The 17,809-nt window shown below is 39.2% G+C and carries 18 protein-coding genes and 1 pseudogene; 12 read left to right on the forward strand and 7 right to left on the reverse strand.

Annotation, left to right across the window (positions count from 1 at the left end; translation table 11 throughout):
* The first annotated feature begins 29 nt into the window (after nt 1-29).
* From QMZ64_RS18810 to QMZ64_RS18830, 5 genes are all read left to right on the forward strand, one after another.
* Nucleotides 30-1,328 (forward strand): MFS transporter, encoded by a 1,299-nt coding sequence (locus QMZ64_RS18810; protein WP_265627856.1) that lies wholly within the window; start codon nt 30-32, stop codon nt 1,326-1,328.
* 689 nt (nt 1,329-2,017) lie between these two features.
* Entirely contained in the window at nt 2,018-2,692 is a 675-nt protein-coding gene (locus QMZ64_RS18815) for a response regulator transcription factor (protein WP_265627773.1), read from the forward strand.
* A complete protein-coding gene (locus tag QMZ64_RS18820; RefSeq protein WP_265627772.1) occupies nt 2,689-4,068 on the forward strand; it encodes a sensor histidine kinase in 1,380 nt (459 codons plus the stop codon). The genes QMZ64_RS18815 and QMZ64_RS18820 overlap by 4 nt, the downstream gene beginning before the upstream one ends.
* Before the next feature lie 100 nt (nt 4,069-4,168).
* Nucleotides 4,169-5,272 carry an ABC transporter permease gene (locus QMZ64_RS18825; protein ID WP_265627771.1) on the forward strand — a complete coding sequence of 368 codons (1,104 nt, stop codon included), beginning with the start codon at nt 4,169-4,171 and terminating at the stop codon, nt 5,270-5,272.
* Nucleotides 5,269-5,949, forward strand: coding sequence for an ABC transporter ATP-binding protein (locus QMZ64_RS18830; RefSeq protein WP_243944279.1), 681 nt, complete (start codon nt 5,269-5,271; stop codon nt 5,947-5,949). Before QMZ64_RS18825 ends, QMZ64_RS18830 begins: the two co-directional genes overlap by 4 nt.
* Nucleotides 5,950-6,118: 169 nt before the next feature.
* On the opposite strand, the gene QMZ64_RS18835 is transcribed toward QMZ64_RS18830, so the two are convergent.
* On the reverse strand, nt 6,119-6,763 hold the full coding sequence (locus QMZ64_RS18835; RefSeq protein ID WP_265627770.1) for a YczE/YyaS/YitT family protein: 645 nt from the start codon (nt 6,761-6,763) through the stop codon (nt 6,119-6,121).
* A 109-nt stretch (nt 6,764-6,872) separates the two neighbouring features.
* On the opposite strand from QMZ64_RS18835, the gene QMZ64_RS18840 reads away from it, so the two are divergent.
* Genes QMZ64_RS18840 through QMZ64_RS18850 form a run of 3 tightly spaced genes read left to right on the forward strand, consistent with a single transcriptional unit; the run spans nt 6,873 to nt 8,515 of the window.
* Complete coding sequence (locus QMZ64_RS18840) at nt 6,873-7,325, forward strand: MarR family winged helix-turn-helix transcriptional regulator (RefSeq protein ID WP_243944282.1); 453 nt, start codon at nt 6,873-6,875, stop codon at nt 7,323-7,325.
* A 25-nt stretch (nt 7,326-7,350) separates the two neighbouring features.
* Nucleotides 7,351-7,869, forward strand: coding sequence for a spermidine/spermine N(1)-acetyltransferase (gene paiA, locus QMZ64_RS18845; RefSeq protein WP_265627769.1), 519 nt, complete (start codon nt 7,351-7,353; stop codon nt 7,867-7,869).
* Nucleotides 7,870-7,891: 22 nt separating this feature from the next.
* Nucleotides 7,892-8,515, forward strand: coding sequence for an FMN-binding negative transcriptional regulator (locus QMZ64_RS18850; RefSeq protein WP_265627768.1), 624 nt, complete (start codon nt 7,892-7,894; stop codon nt 8,513-8,515).
* A 295-nt stretch (nt 8,516-8,810) separates the two neighbouring features.
* Here the strand turns inward: QMZ64_RS18850 and QMZ64_RS18855 are convergent, their stop codons facing one another.
* Nucleotides 8,811-9,725 (reverse strand): arginase family protein, encoded by a 915-nt coding sequence (locus QMZ64_RS18855; RefSeq protein WP_265627767.1) that lies wholly within the window; start codon nt 9,723-9,725, stop codon nt 8,811-8,813.
* A gap of 105 nt (nt 9,726-9,830) precedes the next feature.
* Between QMZ64_RS18855 and QMZ64_RS18860 the strand changes: the two genes are divergently transcribed.
* Nucleotides 9,831-10,166: a winged helix-turn-helix transcriptional regulator gene (locus QMZ64_RS18860; protein ID WP_065643224.1), complete on the forward strand. Its 336-nt coding sequence runs from the start codon at nt 9,831-9,833 to the stop codon at nt 10,164-10,166.
* Between the two features lie 295 nt (nt 10,167-10,461).
* A complete protein-coding gene (locus QMZ64_RS18865) occupies nt 10,462-11,334 on the forward strand; it encodes a YitT family protein (RefSeq protein WP_025810048.1) in 873 nt (290 codons plus the stop codon).
* 121 nt (nt 11,335-11,455) lie between these two features.
* Here QMZ64_RS18865 and QMZ64_RS18870 read toward each other — a convergent pair whose 3' ends face one another.
* On the reverse strand, nt 11,456-12,568 hold the full coding sequence (locus QMZ64_RS18870) for a Gfo/Idh/MocA family protein (RefSeq protein ID WP_265627766.1): 1,113 nt from the start codon (nt 12,566-12,568) through the stop codon (nt 11,456-11,458).
* A 110-nt stretch (nt 12,569-12,678) separates the two neighbouring features.
* On the opposite strand from QMZ64_RS18870, the gene QMZ64_RS18875 reads away from it, so the two are divergent.
* Entirely contained in the window at nt 12,679-13,545 is an 867-nt protein-coding gene (locus QMZ64_RS18875) for a LysR family transcriptional regulator (RefSeq protein WP_243944287.1), read from the forward strand.
* A 78-nt stretch (nt 13,546-13,623) separates the two neighbouring features.
* Here QMZ64_RS18875 and QMZ64_RS18880 read toward each other — a convergent pair whose 3' ends face one another.
* Entirely contained in the window at nt 13,624-14,334 is a 711-nt protein-coding gene (locus QMZ64_RS18880) for a MerR family DNA-binding transcriptional regulator (RefSeq protein ID WP_265627765.1), read from the reverse strand.
* A gap of 152 nt (nt 14,335-14,486) precedes the next feature.
* Here QMZ64_RS18880 and QMZ64_RS18885 point away from each other — a divergent pair, with 152 nt between their 5' ends.
* Nucleotides 14,487-15,368: an alpha/beta fold hydrolase gene (locus QMZ64_RS18885; protein WP_265627764.1), complete on the forward strand. Its 882-nt coding sequence runs from the start codon at nt 14,487-14,489 to the stop codon at nt 15,366-15,368.
* 122 nt (nt 15,369-15,490) lie between these two features.
* Here QMZ64_RS18885 and QMZ64_RS18890 read toward each other — a convergent pair whose 3' ends face one another.
* From QMZ64_RS18890 to QMZ64_RS18900, 3 genes and pseudogenes are all read right to left on the reverse strand, one after another.
* Nucleotides 15,491-16,063 (reverse strand): RBBP9/YdeN family alpha/beta hydrolase, encoded by a 573-nt coding sequence (locus QMZ64_RS18890; RefSeq protein ID WP_243944292.1) that lies wholly within the window; start codon nt 16,061-16,063, stop codon nt 15,491-15,493.
* Nucleotides 16,064-16,172: 109 nt separating this feature from the next.
* A pseudogene (locus tag QMZ64_RS18895) lies at nt 16,173-16,475 on the reverse strand (winged helix-turn-helix transcriptional regulator); the annotation flags it as partial.
* Nucleotides 16,476-16,957: 482 nt separating this feature from the next.
* On the reverse strand, nt 16,958-17,746 hold the full coding sequence (locus QMZ64_RS18900; protein WP_265627763.1) for a cyclase family protein: 789 nt from the start codon (nt 17,744-17,746) through the stop codon (nt 16,958-16,960).
* Nucleotides 17,747-17,809: the final 63 nt, after the last annotated feature.

A 17,809-nucleotide genomic window follows, 5' to 3' on the forward strand; every position in this document is an offset into this window, starting at 1 on the left:
TTGGAGGTTTACTAAGAAAGGCAGGTTAGATTATGCTGCACAAAGAAAGTGTAAAACCGTCAGACGTTCAATCAGCTTCATTGCAAAGCTACATTGGATCCCCGGAAAAACAAAAAACGTTATACAAGCGTACATTATTCGTTGTAAGTGTTTCACAAATTTTTGGGGGTGCAGGGCTGGCGGCAGGAATCACAGTCGGTGCCCTTATTGCTCAGCAAATGCTCGGAACGGATGCTTACGCAGGGGTCCCGACAGCTTTATTTACTTTAGGATCAGCGGGGGCGGCCTTATTTGTAGGCAGACTTTCTCAACGCTATGGTCGTCGTGCAGGTCTTTCAGCCGGTTTTATGATTGGCGGACTTGGAGCAATAGGCGTCATCATTGCAGCAATCATAAATAGTATTTTCTTGTTATTTGCTTCATTGCTTATTTACGGTGCCGGGACAGCGACAAATTTACAAGCTCGTTATGCAGGTACTGACCTAGCAAATCGTAAGCAGCGGGCGACTGCTGTCAGTGTGACGATGGTTATGACAACATTTGGCGCGGTGGCAGGTCCGAATTTAGTGAATGTGATGGGGGATTTCGCCCATTCTATCAGTGTTCCGTCACTAGCGGGCCCTTTCATTTTAGCCGCGGCGGCATATATCTTAGCAAGCGTTGTCCTTTTCATCATGCTTCGTCCAGATCCATTAGTTATAGCAAGAACAATCGAATCGAGCAAGCAAGAGCCAAGTGATGAAGGCCATTTGACAACAACTGAACACATAGAAAACAAAAGAGGCGTAATCGTTGGTGCAGCCGTTATGGTTCTTACCCAAATTGTAATGGTCGCTATTATGACAATGACACCGGTTCATATGAGACATCATGGACATGACTTGGGTGCAGTGGGTCTTGTTATTGGTTTTCATATAGGCGCCATGTATCTTCCTTCACTGGTTACAGGTGTTCTTGTTGATAAGTTGGGACGTACTGCAATGGCGACTGCATCTGGAACTACGCTGCTTCTGGCAGGCTTAATAGCAGCATTTGCACCAGGAGATTCTATGGTTCTTATCGTAATTGCTCTTTCTTTACTTGGATTGGGGTGGAATTTTGGTTTGATAAGCGGGACTGCGCTGATTGTTGATTCAACTGAAACGGCCACACGGGCAAAAACACAAGGTACGGTGGATGTTTTGATTGCGTTGTCAGGAGCTGCCGGCGGAGCATTGTCCGGAATGATTGTGGCAGGTTCAAGTTATCTAACATTATCACTTATCGGAGGGATTTTATCCTTATTACTCATTCCTGTGGTAGCATGGTCTCGTGAAGGTAAAAGATAAGCCAAGTTGTTTTATGAAAACCAATTCGGGAGTCCAAGACAAAATGGCTTACATGTGGTATGGCATATACATCAATAGAGATCGATTGAATAACGGAAGATAAACATTGAGGCTGAATCAGGCGTTTATTTCCAAAATGACGGCTATTTTTCGCGGCCATTTAGCACCCAAAGTGTACATGAAATGATACAAATGAGTCTAATGCACAGCAATGCCTGAAATGAGGGGGCTGGAAATATGGCTCCGCTTTATTGAGGGAAACCCAGTGAAGGTTTAAGACTTATTGGCCACATCATTGGAATACCAAGGTTTATGAACCCTTGGTGTTTTTTGTATTTATTGCGCGTGTGTTGTATCTTGCCACCCCCCTCTTGCAGCTTTAGCTTCTGGTATCAGCTCTCTTTATGAATATGATGTAACCTAATGTTCATACTCCGTTCATATTTCATTTCTATACTTTTGGGGGATGCCTAATTCGTAACAGGCCCTTTTTTCGAAAAAATAAGTACCCCTTAATTTGCCATCAACAAATTTTAAAGCGCTGTTTTACTAACGGTTATTTACGTATATGATGGATTTACTATCGAAAATAAAAACAACAGTGACTGCGATATCATATGGTTAGCTCCCGTAAGAGCTTTTGAAGCTTCACTGTTAAATCAATATTCTTACTGGATAGGAGTCTCCAAATGATTAACATACTCATTGTCGATGATGATGAACATATTCTTGAATTGCTCAGGCATTACCTTCAAGTCGAAGGCTACGGTGTTTTTGAAGCTTTTGATGGTGAACAAGCTTCTTCCATTCTTGCGAAAAAGCAAGTTCATTTAGCTGTGGTCGATGTGATGATGCCCAAAAAGGATGGATTTCAACTATGTGAAGAAATCAGAAAATATTATGATTTTCCTGTTATTCTGCTGACAGCAAAAGACCAGTTGCCAGATAAGGAAAAAGGCTTTTCTGCCGGAACGGATGACTATTTAACTAAACCTTTCGAGCCGACGGAATTAATATTTCGCATAAAAGCATTACTGCGTCGATATAAAATGGTGAATTCCGAAAAAATTCGCCTCAATGATACTGTAATAGACCGGAAAAGTTATGAAGTGCATTGTAACGATAAATTGTTGATGCTGCCGATGAAAGAATTTGAACTATTGTCACAGCTTGCAAGCTATCCAGACAGAATTTTTACACGGGATGAATTAATCCAGTTGATTTGGGGAGCGGACTTTGATGGAGATGATCGAACAGTAGATGTTCATATTAAACGGCTGCGCAGCCGTTTTTCCACTACCGATGATTTTAATATTAGAACGATCCGAGGTGTCGGTTATAAATTGGAGGTGGCAAAAAAGTGAGGACACTCTATTTAAAAATTGTGTTGACTACTATTGTTGTCATGATGTTCAGCAGTGTGGCCGCTTTTTTCATTTCCAATGCATATTATCAATACAACCTTAAACCTTACAATGACAAAAAATTAACCCGTATGGCTGAAGATGTAAAGACATTTTATGAAAGCAGTCCAAATGTCAGACTTGATCGCTATTTAAGGAATATCGGTGATTTAGGTTATCAAATTTATTTAGTCGATGAACAGGGGCGGGGTTCTTTTTTTGGCGGATCATTTAGAGAAAAAGAGTTAAGCGATAAAGTGATTCAATCTGTATTAGATGGTCATGTATATCACGGTATTTCCCAATTTTCTTCAAAAGGTTTTATTACAGGATTTTTTGATAACGTACTCATCAATACGATTGGAATTCCAATTACGGACAATGGTCATCAATACGCCCTTTTTTTCCGTCCTAATACGGAACTTCAATTTGGAGAGTTACGGATTTTTTTTGCGTTGATCCTTCTTCTCACCATTTTCATCAGCATTCTTTTAGTTTTGGTTAGCACCCGTTACATTGTGAAGCCAATCACTAAGTTAACTCAAGCTACAAAACAAATCGCCGAAGGAAAATACGATATTCAATTAAACACAACATTGCGCGATGAAATCGGTGAATTGACCAACCATTTTTCGCGCATGGCAAAAAATTTGGAGCAGCTGGAAGCCATGCGTCAAGAATTTGTTTCTAACGTTTCTCATGAAATTCAATCACCGCTTGCTTCTATACAAGGCTTCTCACAGACATTGCAATCGAAGAAATTATCTGAAGACCAGCGTCAACATTACTTGTCCATTATCGAAAAAGAGAGCCGACGCATGTCGCAATTAAGTAAGCAATTATTAACACTTGCTTCCTTGGATAAAGAGAAGGAAATATTGAGTAAAAACACCTTTGATGTTGCTGCTCAAATTAAACAAGTGTTATTTATGACGGAATGGAGCTGGCGTGAAAAAGACTTAGCTTTGGAATTGGAGCTTCCTGCTGCTTTCATTTATGCGGATGAACAATTGCTCCATCAAGTTTGGACGAACCTTCTTGTGAATAGTATCAAATTTACTGAAAACGGCGGCTCCATTTCCATCAAGCTGATGCAAAAAGATGATGAATATCACATAGAATTCAAGGATACAGGCATTGGTATTTCCCAAAACGATTTGCCTTATATATTTAATCGCTTTTATAAAGCGGATAAGGCAAGGGGCCGTAAAGAAGCCAGCAGCGGTTTAGGGCTTGCTATTACTAAAAAAATTATTGAGCTGCACGACGGGCAAATTTATGTTGAAAGCCAAATAGGAAAAGGAACAATTTTTCATATTTGCTTGCCTAAAGAGTAATGTAATTTGCCGTTCATGTTCTGTTCATATTCCCCGTCTATATTTTATCTAAGGCAATAAAGCTGTTAAGAATAAAGGATATCGATTGGAGGAATAGACGGTGTTTCTTGCTTTACGAGAAATTAAATACGCAAAGTTGCGTTACTTTCTAATTGGGTTCATCATGGTGCTTATCGCATGGCTTGTTCTTTTTGTTTCAGGACTTGCAAAAGGGTTATCTTCTGATAATGCGTCTTCAATTCAAAAGATGGATGCGGACTATCTTGTGATTCAAAAAGAAGCGGATAATCGCTTGGTCCGTTCAATATTGTCTGAGGATAAACTGAAAGACATTCGAAACAATACCAACAATAAATCGGCTGCGCCTTTAGGCATACAGATGACCACATTTACTCAGAACGGGTCTTCTAAGAAGGTTGATGCAACATTTTTTGCCGTAGATATGAAAGGGTTTTTGGCTCCTGATGTTGTCGAAGGCCGTATGATTAACAACAAGACCAAAAATGAAGTCATTGCAGATCGTTCGTTAAAAGAAGATGGATTGAAATTGGGGGACTATATAAAAGAGCAGTTCTCTGGTAAAACGTTTAAAATCGTGGGGTTTACTAAAGGAGAATCATTCAGCCACGCACCTGTGATTCACATCAACTTCACAGAGTGGGGAGATATTCATCAACGTTCTGCGAATCAACAATTGTTTTTTAATGCAATCGCATTAAAGACAAGTCAAGATACCGCAGAGCAAATTGGCGAGAATGTAACAGGGGTTGATATCATTGACAAAAGCCAGGCTCTAAAAGGTATTCCCGGTTATGCTGAAGAGCAAGGCTCACTTATCATGATGATTGCATTTCTCTTTATTATTGCAGCTTTTGTGTTAGCCGTATTCTTTTATGTGATGACCATACAGAAAATCAATCAATTTGGAATATTAAAAGCCATTGGTGCAACGACCGGTTATTTAGCGCTTCATATTGTTTTACAAGTTTTATTGTTAACATTGATCAGTCTCTTGATCAGTATTGCATTAACATATGGTGTAGCAGCTATATTACCAACCAACATGCCATTTGATCTTACACCGCAATTGGTTTTAAGTTGTTCAGGTCTATTTCTGGTTGTTTCTCTGATAGGATCATTACTTTCTCTATATAAGGTTTCAAAAATTGATGCAATTGAAGCGATTGGGAGTGCTGCACAATGAGTCAAAAACTGATTTTTGATCATGTCGATAAAGTATTCGGAGATGGCGATTCATCTGTAAAAGTTCTTGATAAAGTGTCTTTAGAAGTGAAAGCCGGGGAATTTGTTGCTGTGGTCGGACCTTCTGGGTCTGGTAAAAGTACGTTCCTCTCAATTGCCGGTGCATTGCTTTCTCCGACAACAGGCCGCATTCTGATTGATGAAAACGACATAAGCCAGTTAACTGAAAAAAAGTTGAATCGTATTAGATTGGAAAAAATCGGATTTGTATTCCAATCATCTCATTTAATCCCTTATTTAACAGTTCACGATCAGTTGTTGCTTATTTCAAAGCTGGCCGGAAATGATCATAAAGAAGCGAAACAAAGAGCAGTTGATCTGCTTGAAAAACTTGGATTGAAACATCGTATTCATCGTTATCCGCAAAGTTTATCCGGTGGAGAACGTCAACGAGTTGCAATCGCTCGTGCCTGGATGAATGACCCGGAGATTATTCTTGCGGATGAACCGACAGCGAGTCTTGATTCAGAGCGGGGCCGGCAAATTGTAAAAATGTTAGCAGATGAAGTGAAATCCAGAGAAAAAGCCGCTGTAATGGTGACTCATGATAAAAGAATGTTAGATTTATGTGACCGTGTGGTGTATATCGAAGATGGCAAACTTTCAGAACTAGCATAAGACATTTAGATCAAAAGGTTGAAACAATGGGATTTTACAGCTGATCAAAAGCATTCGCTAAGGGACCGAGTGGTTGAAGTCTCTCGGCCGTACCAGAGGAAAACCAAGGGTTTTGAGGCCCTTGGTATTTTTTATTCATTTACTTGTGCCCGCTTACTTAAAATAGATTTTATATTGAATACGTATTATCTTGATCATCATTTGGTGATGTACTGGAAATTGTTATTAAGCGCCCCAATACTCTTCCAGCAAACGGCATAAAAAAATGAAGGATCAGTCCGCCTAAACAAACGGTTAATAAAGTTCCGATGCCAATCGGTCCTTTTAAGATGACGGCCGCTGTCAAAAAGACGAGGTAAATGATGGTTCTCGAAACAAATATGTTGGTTCTCGTTAATTCTTTTATGATGAATGTGAATCGATCAATTGGCATCGGAGCAAAATTTGTGTATAAGTATGTCGCGGTTCCTAATCCTGTAACAACCAAGCCGATTCCAAAACAAATCATTTTGCTCCACCATTGTTCTGGTGTTACAAAAAAGTGCAGCATAAAAAGCCACATATCAATGCCGATACCCGTTATAAACGCCGTTAGCATCCCCGAAACTTCCGGTCTTTGTCTTTTTAAAAAAGAATTGCAGCCTATCAATAGCAAAGCAATGATGACTTCCCAACTTCCCACAGTAAGACCCGCATGTATGGACAGCCCCACCAAAAGTGCGTCAAAAGGTGAAACGCCAAGATCTGATTGAATCGTGAAAGCAATCCCAAAGGTTAAGATTAAAATTCCGAATACATAAAAAACATATTTCACTTTAATCGACCTCTTTATTTTTATTGCAAATACAACAAAATTTCGATATATTTAATGTACGGCATTTATATTGCATTTGCAACAAAAACATATTCGAAAGGAGTTTATGATGAAGGATATTCTTCGTGAAATTGGAATGATTGCCCGGGCATTGGATTCTATAAGCAATATCGAATTTAAAGAACATGACCTGACAAAAGGGCAATATTTGTACCTTGTCCGAATATGCGAAAACCCGGGAATCATTCAGGAGAAATTAGCTGAGATGATTAAAGTAGACCGGACCACCGCAGCCCGCGCTATAAAAAAACTTGAAATGAAGGGCTTTATTGAACGGAGAGATGATGAATATAACAAAAAAATAAAAAAACTCTTTCCGACGGAAAAGGGGAATGAGGTATTCCCTTTTATAAAAAGAGAAAATGATCATTCGAATCGCGTGGCATTAGAGGGGTTTTCCGAGGGGGAAGCGGAGACCATCTTCAATCTTCTTCAAAGAGTAAGAAAAAATGTAGAAAAAGACTGGGAGTTCGTGAAAAAGGGGAACAAGAGAAATTATTGACGGCATAAAGGAGCGGCAGATTGAAATGACAGTACAGATAAAAAAGTGCACCCTTGAAGACTTATTCAAACTTCAAGAAATGAGTTATGAAACGTTTAATGAGACATTTAAGGATCAGAATTCTCCAGAAAATATGAAAGCCTATTTGGAAAAGGCGTTTCACTTAAAACAATTAGAAAAAGAACTGTCCAACAGCGCTTCGCAATTCTTTTTTGTTTATTATAACAATGAAGCCGCTGGATATTTAAAGGTCAATACTGATGAGGCCCAAACTGAAAAAATGGGTGATGAATCACTTGAAATTGAGAGAATTTATATCAAGAACGAGTTTCAAAAACATGGGCTTGGCAAATATCTGTTCAATAAAGCTTTGGAAATGGCGAAGGAACTGAATAAAAAGAAAATCTGGCTGGGCGTATGGGAAAAAAACGAAAATGCGATTGCTTTTTATAAGAAAATGGGGTTTGTGCAAACCGGTGCCCACTCTTTTTATATGGGTGATGAAGAGCAAACGGACTTTATCATGACCAAAACACTCCTATAACTTTTTTAAAAGGAGGATGATGATGTATATTCCAAAATATTTTAAAGTCGAAAATGTTGATGAAGTTTTGGATATTGTCCAAAAAAACTCTTTTGGCACGATCGTTACGACAGAACAGGGGAAGCCAATTGCCACTCATTTGCCCTTGGGGTTCAATAAAAAAGGTGATGATTACTATATCACCGGCCATGTCGCTTATGGAAATCCGCAATGGAGAACTTTTGAAACCTGTCAAGATGTGCTTGTTATGTTTCAGGGACCGCACGCATACATTTCTTCTTCCTGGTATGGGCATGAAGAGGTTCCAACATGGAATTATCAAGCCGTCCATATATACGGTCAAGCAAGCATTTTAGAGAGAGATGAATTAATAGAAGAATTAACAGTCATGATGGAAAAATACGAAAAGCATCGAGAACATCCAATTTTATGGGCTAACCTTTCTCCTCAACTATTAGAAAATCAACTGAAAGCGATTGTCGGGTTTAAGGTTCGGGTGGAAGACATTCAGGCTGCATATAAATTAAGTCAGAACCGAAATGATACAGACTATATGAACATCATTGATCAATTGCAAAATGAAGGAGATCCCAATGCGGAGCAATTGGCGGCAGTGATGAAAAAGAGGCTTGAAAATGAAATATAGACCTTCAACCCCATGCAGAAATTAAAGGTCGAAATCAGAGCCGTCTTTTATGCAGCAACTTAAAGATCGAGCGGGAAATGAAAAGGCAGGCCGAATGGTTTGCTTTTTTGATGTCGTGCAGAGTTGTCTATTGTGAAAAGGTCGAATCATCTTTGTCGAGGACGCAATGGGGCGCAGCCCTGCGGAAGTTCAAGTCTCTTGGCCGATCATAGGAATACCAAGGGCTTATGAGCCCTTGGTATTTATTTATGGAGAGTTTCGACTGCATGATTTTGTTGTTGTCCCGTTTATGAAATTATTGGTTTAAAATGGGGATCTCACTAAGCAATTTCTTCAAATGAATAGAATCCCACGGCAAATGCTCGGTTATACCTAATCCAACTACATCCGTTTCGGAAGAGAGTTCTTTCAGAAGATGAAGCAGGTGCGGCATTTGCATTGTTCCCTCAGGAGAAAAATATACAGGTGCTTCAGGATTGGCGAATAATAAAGAACGAAACGCCTTCGGATCAAGCACGTCTAAATCAAGGTGTATTGCCAGATACTTGATGTTGCTTTCGTTTATCCATTCTTTTATAGATTCGGTACTGGTCATTAACTCTTTAGTTCCAGCAGTTCTAATCCCAAGTCTTTGAATCACTTCAGTGTCTGGTTCTGTGAAAACTATACCCTGTCTTTGAAGTTCTTTTGATATCACGTTTGTTTCTTCTTCTGTAGGAGCTGCTAATCCCGCAATAAAGACATTTTCAGGTTTAAGAGGAATTTTCACATGTTTTGCGAACTCCTCATCTCCTTCCCCCAAAAGATTTCCGAGCGGTAATGTATGACCGTTATCATATCCGACATATCTAACTAAATCGCTATGAGCATCAATCCAAATTAAACCCAAGTCCCCGCCGTATCGTTCGTTTAAATAAGCAAATGGTGCTTGTTCGACTAAGCAGTCACCGCCAAACATGACAATGCGATCCGGCTGATGAGCATGAATGAGATGCTGAGCAGCCTCCAATTGTTCCAGCAGTTGTTTTCTCCCGTTTATCCCGTTTTCGTTTTCAAGCGGAGTCCCATCATAAGCTTGAACCGGAACATGAATAAGGGGCTGATCATTTTCAGGAGCCAGCCAAGCAAGCAGTTCCGCTCCAAAAGAATAGTTGGGATTGTTTCCCCCTTGCCATTGCGGCATCAACAGACGTATCGTTTTTTTAGCCATGTTATCGTCTCCTTTACTTCAAAGTAAGGTTAGTATAAAATGAGCGCGAACAAAAAAATAGTACGCACTTTAATGACAGGTACTATCCAAAAGGAGAGCGTAAATATGAGTATGGCTGAATATAAAGGCAAAGTTAAAAATATTCAAGATACACCTTTTGGCTACACATTGTCCGTGATCGGCGGCAAATGGAAAATGGTTATTATTTACCTCCTCGCGGAAAATCAACCGGTTCGCTTTAATGAGCTGAAAAGACAAATAGGGGCTATTACTTATAAAACATTGAGCTCACAACTTAAAGAATTGGAAGCAGATGGTCTGGTGAAACGGAAAGAGTACCCTCAAGTTCCCCCTAAGGTCGAGTACAGTCTCACTGGTAAAGCGGAATCACTATTGCCGGTTTTAGAAGGATTATGTGAATGGGGTTTAAAAAACCAATAAAGTTAAGGTTTTATTCATCTTGGAGAGGGAAGAATCCAAAAGCTTCGTTCGATTGCTGACAATCCTTTTGCCTGGCTGGAAATGTCCATAAATATTAGGGCCTTTATTTGTTATTCACCAGTTGCTAAAACGGGGTGTAACCGAATGTTCCAAGTCTAAAAGGGATACCTTAATTCAAGGCAAAGAGCGGTTTTGCAGCAGCCGGAATTACCAAAATGACATGACTGAACTTTTTAACTGAAAAATTTATTATGGTATATTTAAATATAACGTAAAATTTGAAATGAGGAATGGCATGAATAAAATCGAAAAACATAAGAAATTTAAAGCGAAAATGATTTTCAAAGTTATAATGGTCATGATCGGAGGAATCATAGCGGCATATGGATTGGAAACAGTGCTGATTCCAAACAATGTATCTGATGGCGGAGTGACAGGACTCAGCATTGTTGGTTCACAACTGTTTGACTTGCCGCTTGGCATACTTATCGCGGCTTTAAACATCCCGTTTGTCTGGCTGGGATATAAGCAAATCGGGAAAAGCTTTGCGTTATTATCGATTATCGGAATCGCATCACTTGCAGCAGGGACAAGTTTTATGCACCACACTCCGGCTATAATCGAAGGGGACACCTTGTTAGTCACTGTTGTCGGAGGGATCATCCTTGGTTTTGGAATGGGGCTGGCGCTGCGTAATGGCGGAGCATTGGACGGAATTGATATGCTTGCTGTGCTGTTATCGCGCAAATTGCCATTTGGAACGAGCGATCTCATTCTATTCTTTAACCTTTTTGTGTTTATTTTTGTTTCTGCTGTATTTGGCTTGCAAGGGGCATTGCTATCAGTCATCGCCTACTACATTGCGTCCAAAGTCATTCATGTTGTCGAGGAAGGGTTAAGCGGTTCTAAAACCTTTCAAATTATTACAACAGAACCTGAGTTGATGGTGGAGACAATTCGCGATCAATTGGGCCGAAGTGCTACATATAAAGAAGCTTACGGTGGTTTTTCCCACGAAAAGTTCAAAGAAATCACATGTGTCATCAATCGCTTAGAAGACACCAAATTAAAGGAAATCATTAATGAAGTTGATAAAAATGCTTTTGTCACTGTGTATGACGTAGCTGAAGTTAAGGGCAGTAATTTTAGAAAACCTAATATTCATTAATTAGGGATTTCCTAAGAAAAAACATACCAATCCTTGTTGGTATGTTTTTTCATATCATGTGGGTTTCCGGACCATTTGCTAATGCTGGACAGGCATGTGCCAGGGCAAAGATATACGGTTCCTACTCATTTTTTAAGAGTACTTTTTTACCGGTCTTTGCCGATTTCCGAACGGCGTCCAACAAGCGGTGCAGTTTGACAGCGTCATGAAAGTTTGGGATTTGCCTTTTATCTTCAAATATATCTTCCGCTAAAATATTATATGCAGTTTCAAGATAGCCTCTTGCACCATTATCCGTCACTGGGGATATTTTTACTTCTTCAGAATATACATCTTCAGCATTTAACAAATCATGAGGATGTGTAATCTTTTTGACTTTGAGATTGCCGAATTGTACGTGTCCTGAGGAATGATGCTGTGTTAAACGCAAAACACCTTTTTCCCCTCTAATCTCCAATTGAAAAGCTGGATAAACTCCGCCCTGAATATGGACAGAGGCCGAAGCGCCATTAACGAGCGTCCCCTGTATTAAAATTTGGTCAGCTGTGTTTTTTGGTATCTTTATCCCTGTTTCTTGTATGACGGCTTCTGTATAATGGCTGTTCATTACAGCTGATAATTCTTTAAAATCACCCAGGATATAACAAAGAACATCAAGCGAGTGACCCCCGTTGATTGTAAGAAGGTTCGCCCCATTTTCTCTTTTTAAAAGGTAACTGCTTTTTTCATCTGTTATTCTTCCCTTTCCTTGTGTTGCTACCTGCATCGTGCACGAGATGACTCTGCCGATCTCCCCCTCGTTGATTGCCCGCTTTAAATAATTAACTTCTGGAGATTGCCTTCCCTGTAATCCAATCGCATGATGAATGTTCGCGTCATCTGCCAATTTTGCCAGTTTTTCAGCCTGCACAGTATCTATGCCTAAAGGCCATTCACAATATATATGTTTATGTTCTTCTATGGCTGCAAGCGAAGCTTCATAATGGAAAGGAACCTTTATACTAACGACTACCAAATCAACATCTTTTGATTGTGCTAATTCCTTATAATCTGTAAAAGCAGAGGAAGCCTTAAGCATCATAGCACTTTTTTTTGCGGTTTCCATTTTTGATGTTCCAATCGCCGTTATTTGATAAAAAGGACTTTCCTTCAATACCGGAATATGTGTTTGACTTGCCCATTGATTATTCAAAGATCCGCCTATAATCCCTGCTTTTATCACGTCGTTCTTCATTAGCTATCCCTCCAAAACTCTTTAAACCGAGTATAATTAAAATTAGAGATCATTTTAAATGTTAAGTTATGATGGTTATATCACTTTTTTTGATGGGGGTTGAAATATGAATGGATATTGAAAACATGAAAGCTTTTGTTTCAGTGGCGGAATTAAGAAGCATATCTGCTGCTGCAATTAAATTGAATCACCTTCAATCCAATATGACTGCAAAAATAAAAAAAATCGAAACTCATTATCATCAACAACTGTTTATCAGAAATTCAAAAGGAGTAAAACTAACGAAAGAGGGAGAAAAATTATATCATCAATACAAGAAAATATTGTTCGTTTGGGAAGAAACCGAAAACATCATGAAAAAACAAGATGAAAAACTCCGTATTGGGACGATGATATCTGTCGGTGGAACTCAATTCTCAAGCGCTTTAAATAAACTTTATCATACATATCCTGATTTATCGGTAACATTAAAAACAGGTTCAACAGAATATATTGAAAATCAAGTTCTTCTTGGGAAAATTGATGTTGCTTATACGATTGGATCGCTAAACAATAAAAAAATAAGTTATAAAAAAGTGGGATATGAAGAATTGGTTATCATAGGCCAAGGTATAGATCAATATACGAGATTTGATGATTATATAAGCGGAAAAAACGTACTTGTATTATCAGATAAGTGCTTGTATCTCTCATTATTACGTAATATTTTTAAAGATTTGAACATTCAACAGGGAGAAATCATTGAAGTGGGCGATCCAGAATCCTTAGTGCAATTTGCAATGATGGGTATGGGGATTTCCTTAGTGTCAAAGCGCATAGCAAGCCGCTACAATATCCATCATTATTTAGAAGTTCCATCACCTTATAGATACGTCGATTTATATTTCATTACACGACTAAATCATAAATTTACACCTATAGAAAAACAGTTTATTGAATTAAATAACTCGTTTAGCGACATTATTGAAGGAATGTAAGGTTGATAAAAAAGTTACGCTCTCTTCAAAGCCGATTTTCCTTGCACTAAGGAATCGGCTTATTTGCTTATCACATTTTCAGGTATTGGTTTCTTGGTAAAATTGTATATATTTGATCAGTTCTGCGATGCCTTTTAATTGATTTAATAGTTGGTTATTCAAATTTTGTAAAGCCAACTGAAAGGAATGTTCGATTTTGCCATAGTTTTGTGTGTCCAATTCATATAATAAACTCTTCATATTTTCTATATAATAAACGGTTTTTCTCAAGCTGCTGATAACCAGTATTTTACGCAGTTCAGATATTGAAAACATTCTATAGCCGTTTTCTTTATTTCTTTCTGAATGGACTAAACCTTCATGTTCCCAATGACGGATCGCTGAAGTATTCACGCCCGCTATTTTTGCAGCCTCTCCAATATTCATATATTCTTTTAATTTTACATTTTTATATTTAGTAAGATCGGCATTTTGTATCATCGTTAGTATTTCTTCGACCCTCTGTTTCTCCGCTTGAATATGAAATTGCTGTTCATTAACCAGCCAAAGGACTTCTTCAAATCTTGCATTTTTACTCATTCTCATGACTTCGTAAACAATGGGTATGTCATATCCTTTTAATAAAGCTCTAATGGTGGTAAAAGCTTGGAAGTGTATCGGTGTATAGAAACGGTGATTACTTTTTGTTCTTGGGACAACAGGAATAAGACCTTGTTCTTCATATCTTCTCAAAGTTGTGGTGCTAACCTTTAAGATATTTGCCATTTGTTTAGGGGTGTATGTCTTCATTTACTGTTAGCTCCTTTTTAAAGTAAAACCTTCAAGTGCTACAATAACATACTTCAAACGAATCCCCCATATATAAAGGGCGGGAAGCAGAAATCCGAAAGATTGCATGAATGTTATATGATGATTGTATAAACTGTTCAGGAGTGGTGAAAATGGAAAAAAACATAAAACTGACCGATCAATCAGAGATAAACGTTGGCTTAGTCGGGAACACCGACTCTCCAACAATCATGCTTCCTGTTGCTAAAGAATCTGTATATGGACAAGAAGCTGAAAACTTAAAGTTATGGGGAGTAGACCCTGAATCAGGAAAACATTTTGTTGAGGGACTCACGGACAAGTTTCAGGTTTTATATTTCGACTACGAAGGACATCGTCTGCAACAGCCGAATCCAGAGAGCCTCACACCTGAAAGCATAGTGAAAGATCTACTCACTATTGCTAATGAAATGAACGTTAAAAAGTTTAGCTATTATGGATACTCTTGGTTGGCTTTAGTAGGGTTGCAATTAGCCCTTCGGACAGACAGGTTAGAAAGCTTGATCATGGGTGGGTTTCCGCCAATAGATGGTCCATATCAAGAAATGATGGTAGTGACAAATCAAACATATGAACAAACTTTAAGAAGTAAACAACATTCTTCTGTTATTGATGAACAAAACCTTATCAGTCCAGAAAAGGTTGATTGGGATAACATACAGGTAAGAATCGGCACGAATCAAACAAAACAGTTTGTTACAATGTACGAAAATTTGATGGCATTTGATGATCGGAGCATTCAACATAAATTAGAGATTCCGAGATTGGCGTTTGCTGGGGAAAAAGACACAATTGTTTATGGAGAAAACTTTGGTAATGTAACAGTTGATATTATCGGTATACTTCAAAAAAACAAACAAGAATTAGAACACCTTGGATGGGATATAAAAATCTTAAGCGGAAATGATATGGATCACACCAAAGCTATGCAGCCTGTAACCGTTCTGTCATTGATAAAACCCTGGTTGGTTGAAAATTTGAATATAACTCGTTAAATGATAGACCTCTTCAAGATAGGGAACTTTGGAGCTGATTTTTTCAAGACTTATTAAGAAATTGGAGAAGGGCGGCTTCTAAGCTCTTTGCCGCCACAAAATCCGAATATCCTTTACTGTTTTTAGCAAGTTTCTTTTGAGAAATAGGAGTTTAAAACATCATAAACAATCGGCAAAGAAGTAAATCCGTCAGTTTCTAAAAAGTGACCCCCATGTTGAACTTCGTAAAGCTTAGCGTCAATTTGTTGCGCTAGATCGTTGCTCCATGCAAATGGCACAATTTGATCGTTTCTAGAGGCAATGACAGCACGATGCTTAGCTGACTGAATGATGTTTTGAAAATCAAACGATTCCTCGGTAAATTCATCTAACATCTTTAAATTGGGCAGTGACTTGGCAAAGCCGGAAACGAGCAGGATTCCGCCAAGTGGTTGCTGCAATTGCGTTTGTTCCAAAAACTTCAAAACGGCGGCGCACCCAAGGCTGTGGGCAACCAGATAAGTATGTTCATTTAATGTGTGCTTATTTAAAGAGAGCGTATCAAGCCAATCTTTAAGCCTTGGCTGGTGAGGATCAGGCATATCTAAAACTTCTGCGTGTATTCCATCTGCAAGCAGACGTTTTTTCAGCCAAGGAAACCAGTGGTTGGTTGAGGAAGCTCTGTAGCCATGAATGATATAAATTTGTTTTGTCATCCTGTTCTCCTTATCAATGATTTTTATTCAGTATAAAATCTCTCCCGTCGGGAAACAAGTACGCACTTTTTTGTAAGTATTTTTTACTCATAAGGCAAGCTTTTCTTTGTCCCCATCTGCACATTTCTTCTATGAGAGGGTACAAAGACAGTCCTCTGTCTGATAACGAATACTCCACTCTGAGGGGATTTTGAGAAATCTCCGCCCGGTTAATCAGACCGTCAGTTTGCAACTCCTTCAGCTGGGAACTTAACATTTTATGGGTGATTAACGGCATGGCCCGTTTAAGTTCCCCGTACCTCATCGTTTTTTCACAAGCCAGCTCATAGAGGATTCTCATTTTCCATTTACCACCTATAAGAGATAAGGTGTATTCAAACGGAGCTTGTTTGCTGCGGCATAAGGTATTCATGGGAATCAAACCTCCTTTTTTAAGATCATAACAAAAATAAATATTGAGCCTGGATTCAACATATTAGCAAAAAATTCACTTGTTTTCCTTATTTTGTTGATGAGATATGATATGATACAAAAAAAGGGAGCGGATTTCTTCTGAAGCAAGGGCGGGATTACTTTTGCGCGAATTTGCACCTCAAGTTTTTCAAACGATAGGGATTATTGGTTTTATTTTAGCTTTTGTCCAAATCCCAATCGGCTGGTTTATCGGGTTTTTCTTTTCCGGATTGTTCTTCATGATGTTGAAATCAAACAATGAAAAATCGGGAACCTTCAACGTGATGGCTGGAGCCGCGTGTTTCTTGTATTCATTTCATTGTTTGTTTACGCAAGTGTTATGACTGAATATAAAACAAAAATAAAAGCAGGCTGATGTCTGCTTTTATTTTGTATATATGTCTAACCGGCATCCCCACAAACGAAAAGCGGCTGACGTTCTTATACGTTTTCACCGCTAAGAATCGCAACCGGACGCGCCCACCCGGCAGACGCTTTTTCAACTTTTACCGGAAAAGCCATGACATAAAATCCGGTGGAAGGCAATTGATCGAGGTTGGCGAGCTTTTCGATTTGGCAGTAAGGAATGGTGCTTCCTGAATAATGACCTTCCCAAATAATCGATGGGTCTTTTTCCTGTTCAAAGCGCTTGGCGGTCATGCTGAATGGAGCGTCCCAGCTCCAAGCGTCAGTTCCGACAAGGCGCACGCCGCGTTCCGTTAAAAAGAGCGTTGCTTCGCGCCCCACTCCGCAGCCGCTGTGCAGGTAATCGTTTTGTCCGTATTTGGCGCCAGCTGACGTATTCACAAGAACAATGTCGCCGGGCGCAAGGTTATGATTGATGCGGTGAAGCTCTTGTTCGATTTCTTCAGGGGTCACGATATGCCCGTCTTTCAAATGTCTGAAATCCAGCTTAACGCCGGGGCCATGAAACCAGTCAAGCGGTACTTCATCAATCGTCATCATCCGCTTGCCGTCATCAGTAACAGAACGGTAATGGTATGGAGCGTCTATATGCGTTCCGGCATGCGTTGACATCTTCACTTTTTCCAGCGACCAGCCTTCTCCCCCGGGAAGATCTTGCGAAGAAAGGCCGGGAAAGCTCTGGACCATCTGTTTGGCTCCTTGCTTATGATCCGCATATTCGATTTCAGGGACAAATCCCGGCGGGTCAGACGGAATATCACCTTTTAACGATACCGACAAATCTACAATTTGATTGACTTTCATCTGTTCTCCCCTTTCTTCTTCAACTAACGCACCTGTTAGTTGAAGTGTTAAACTTCACAGACT

It is taken from the genome of Bacillus sp. LB7 (genome assembly GCF_030449715.1).
Classification (GTDB): domain Bacteria; phylum Bacillota; class Bacilli; order Bacillales; family Bacillaceae; genus Bacillus; species Bacillus paralicheniformis.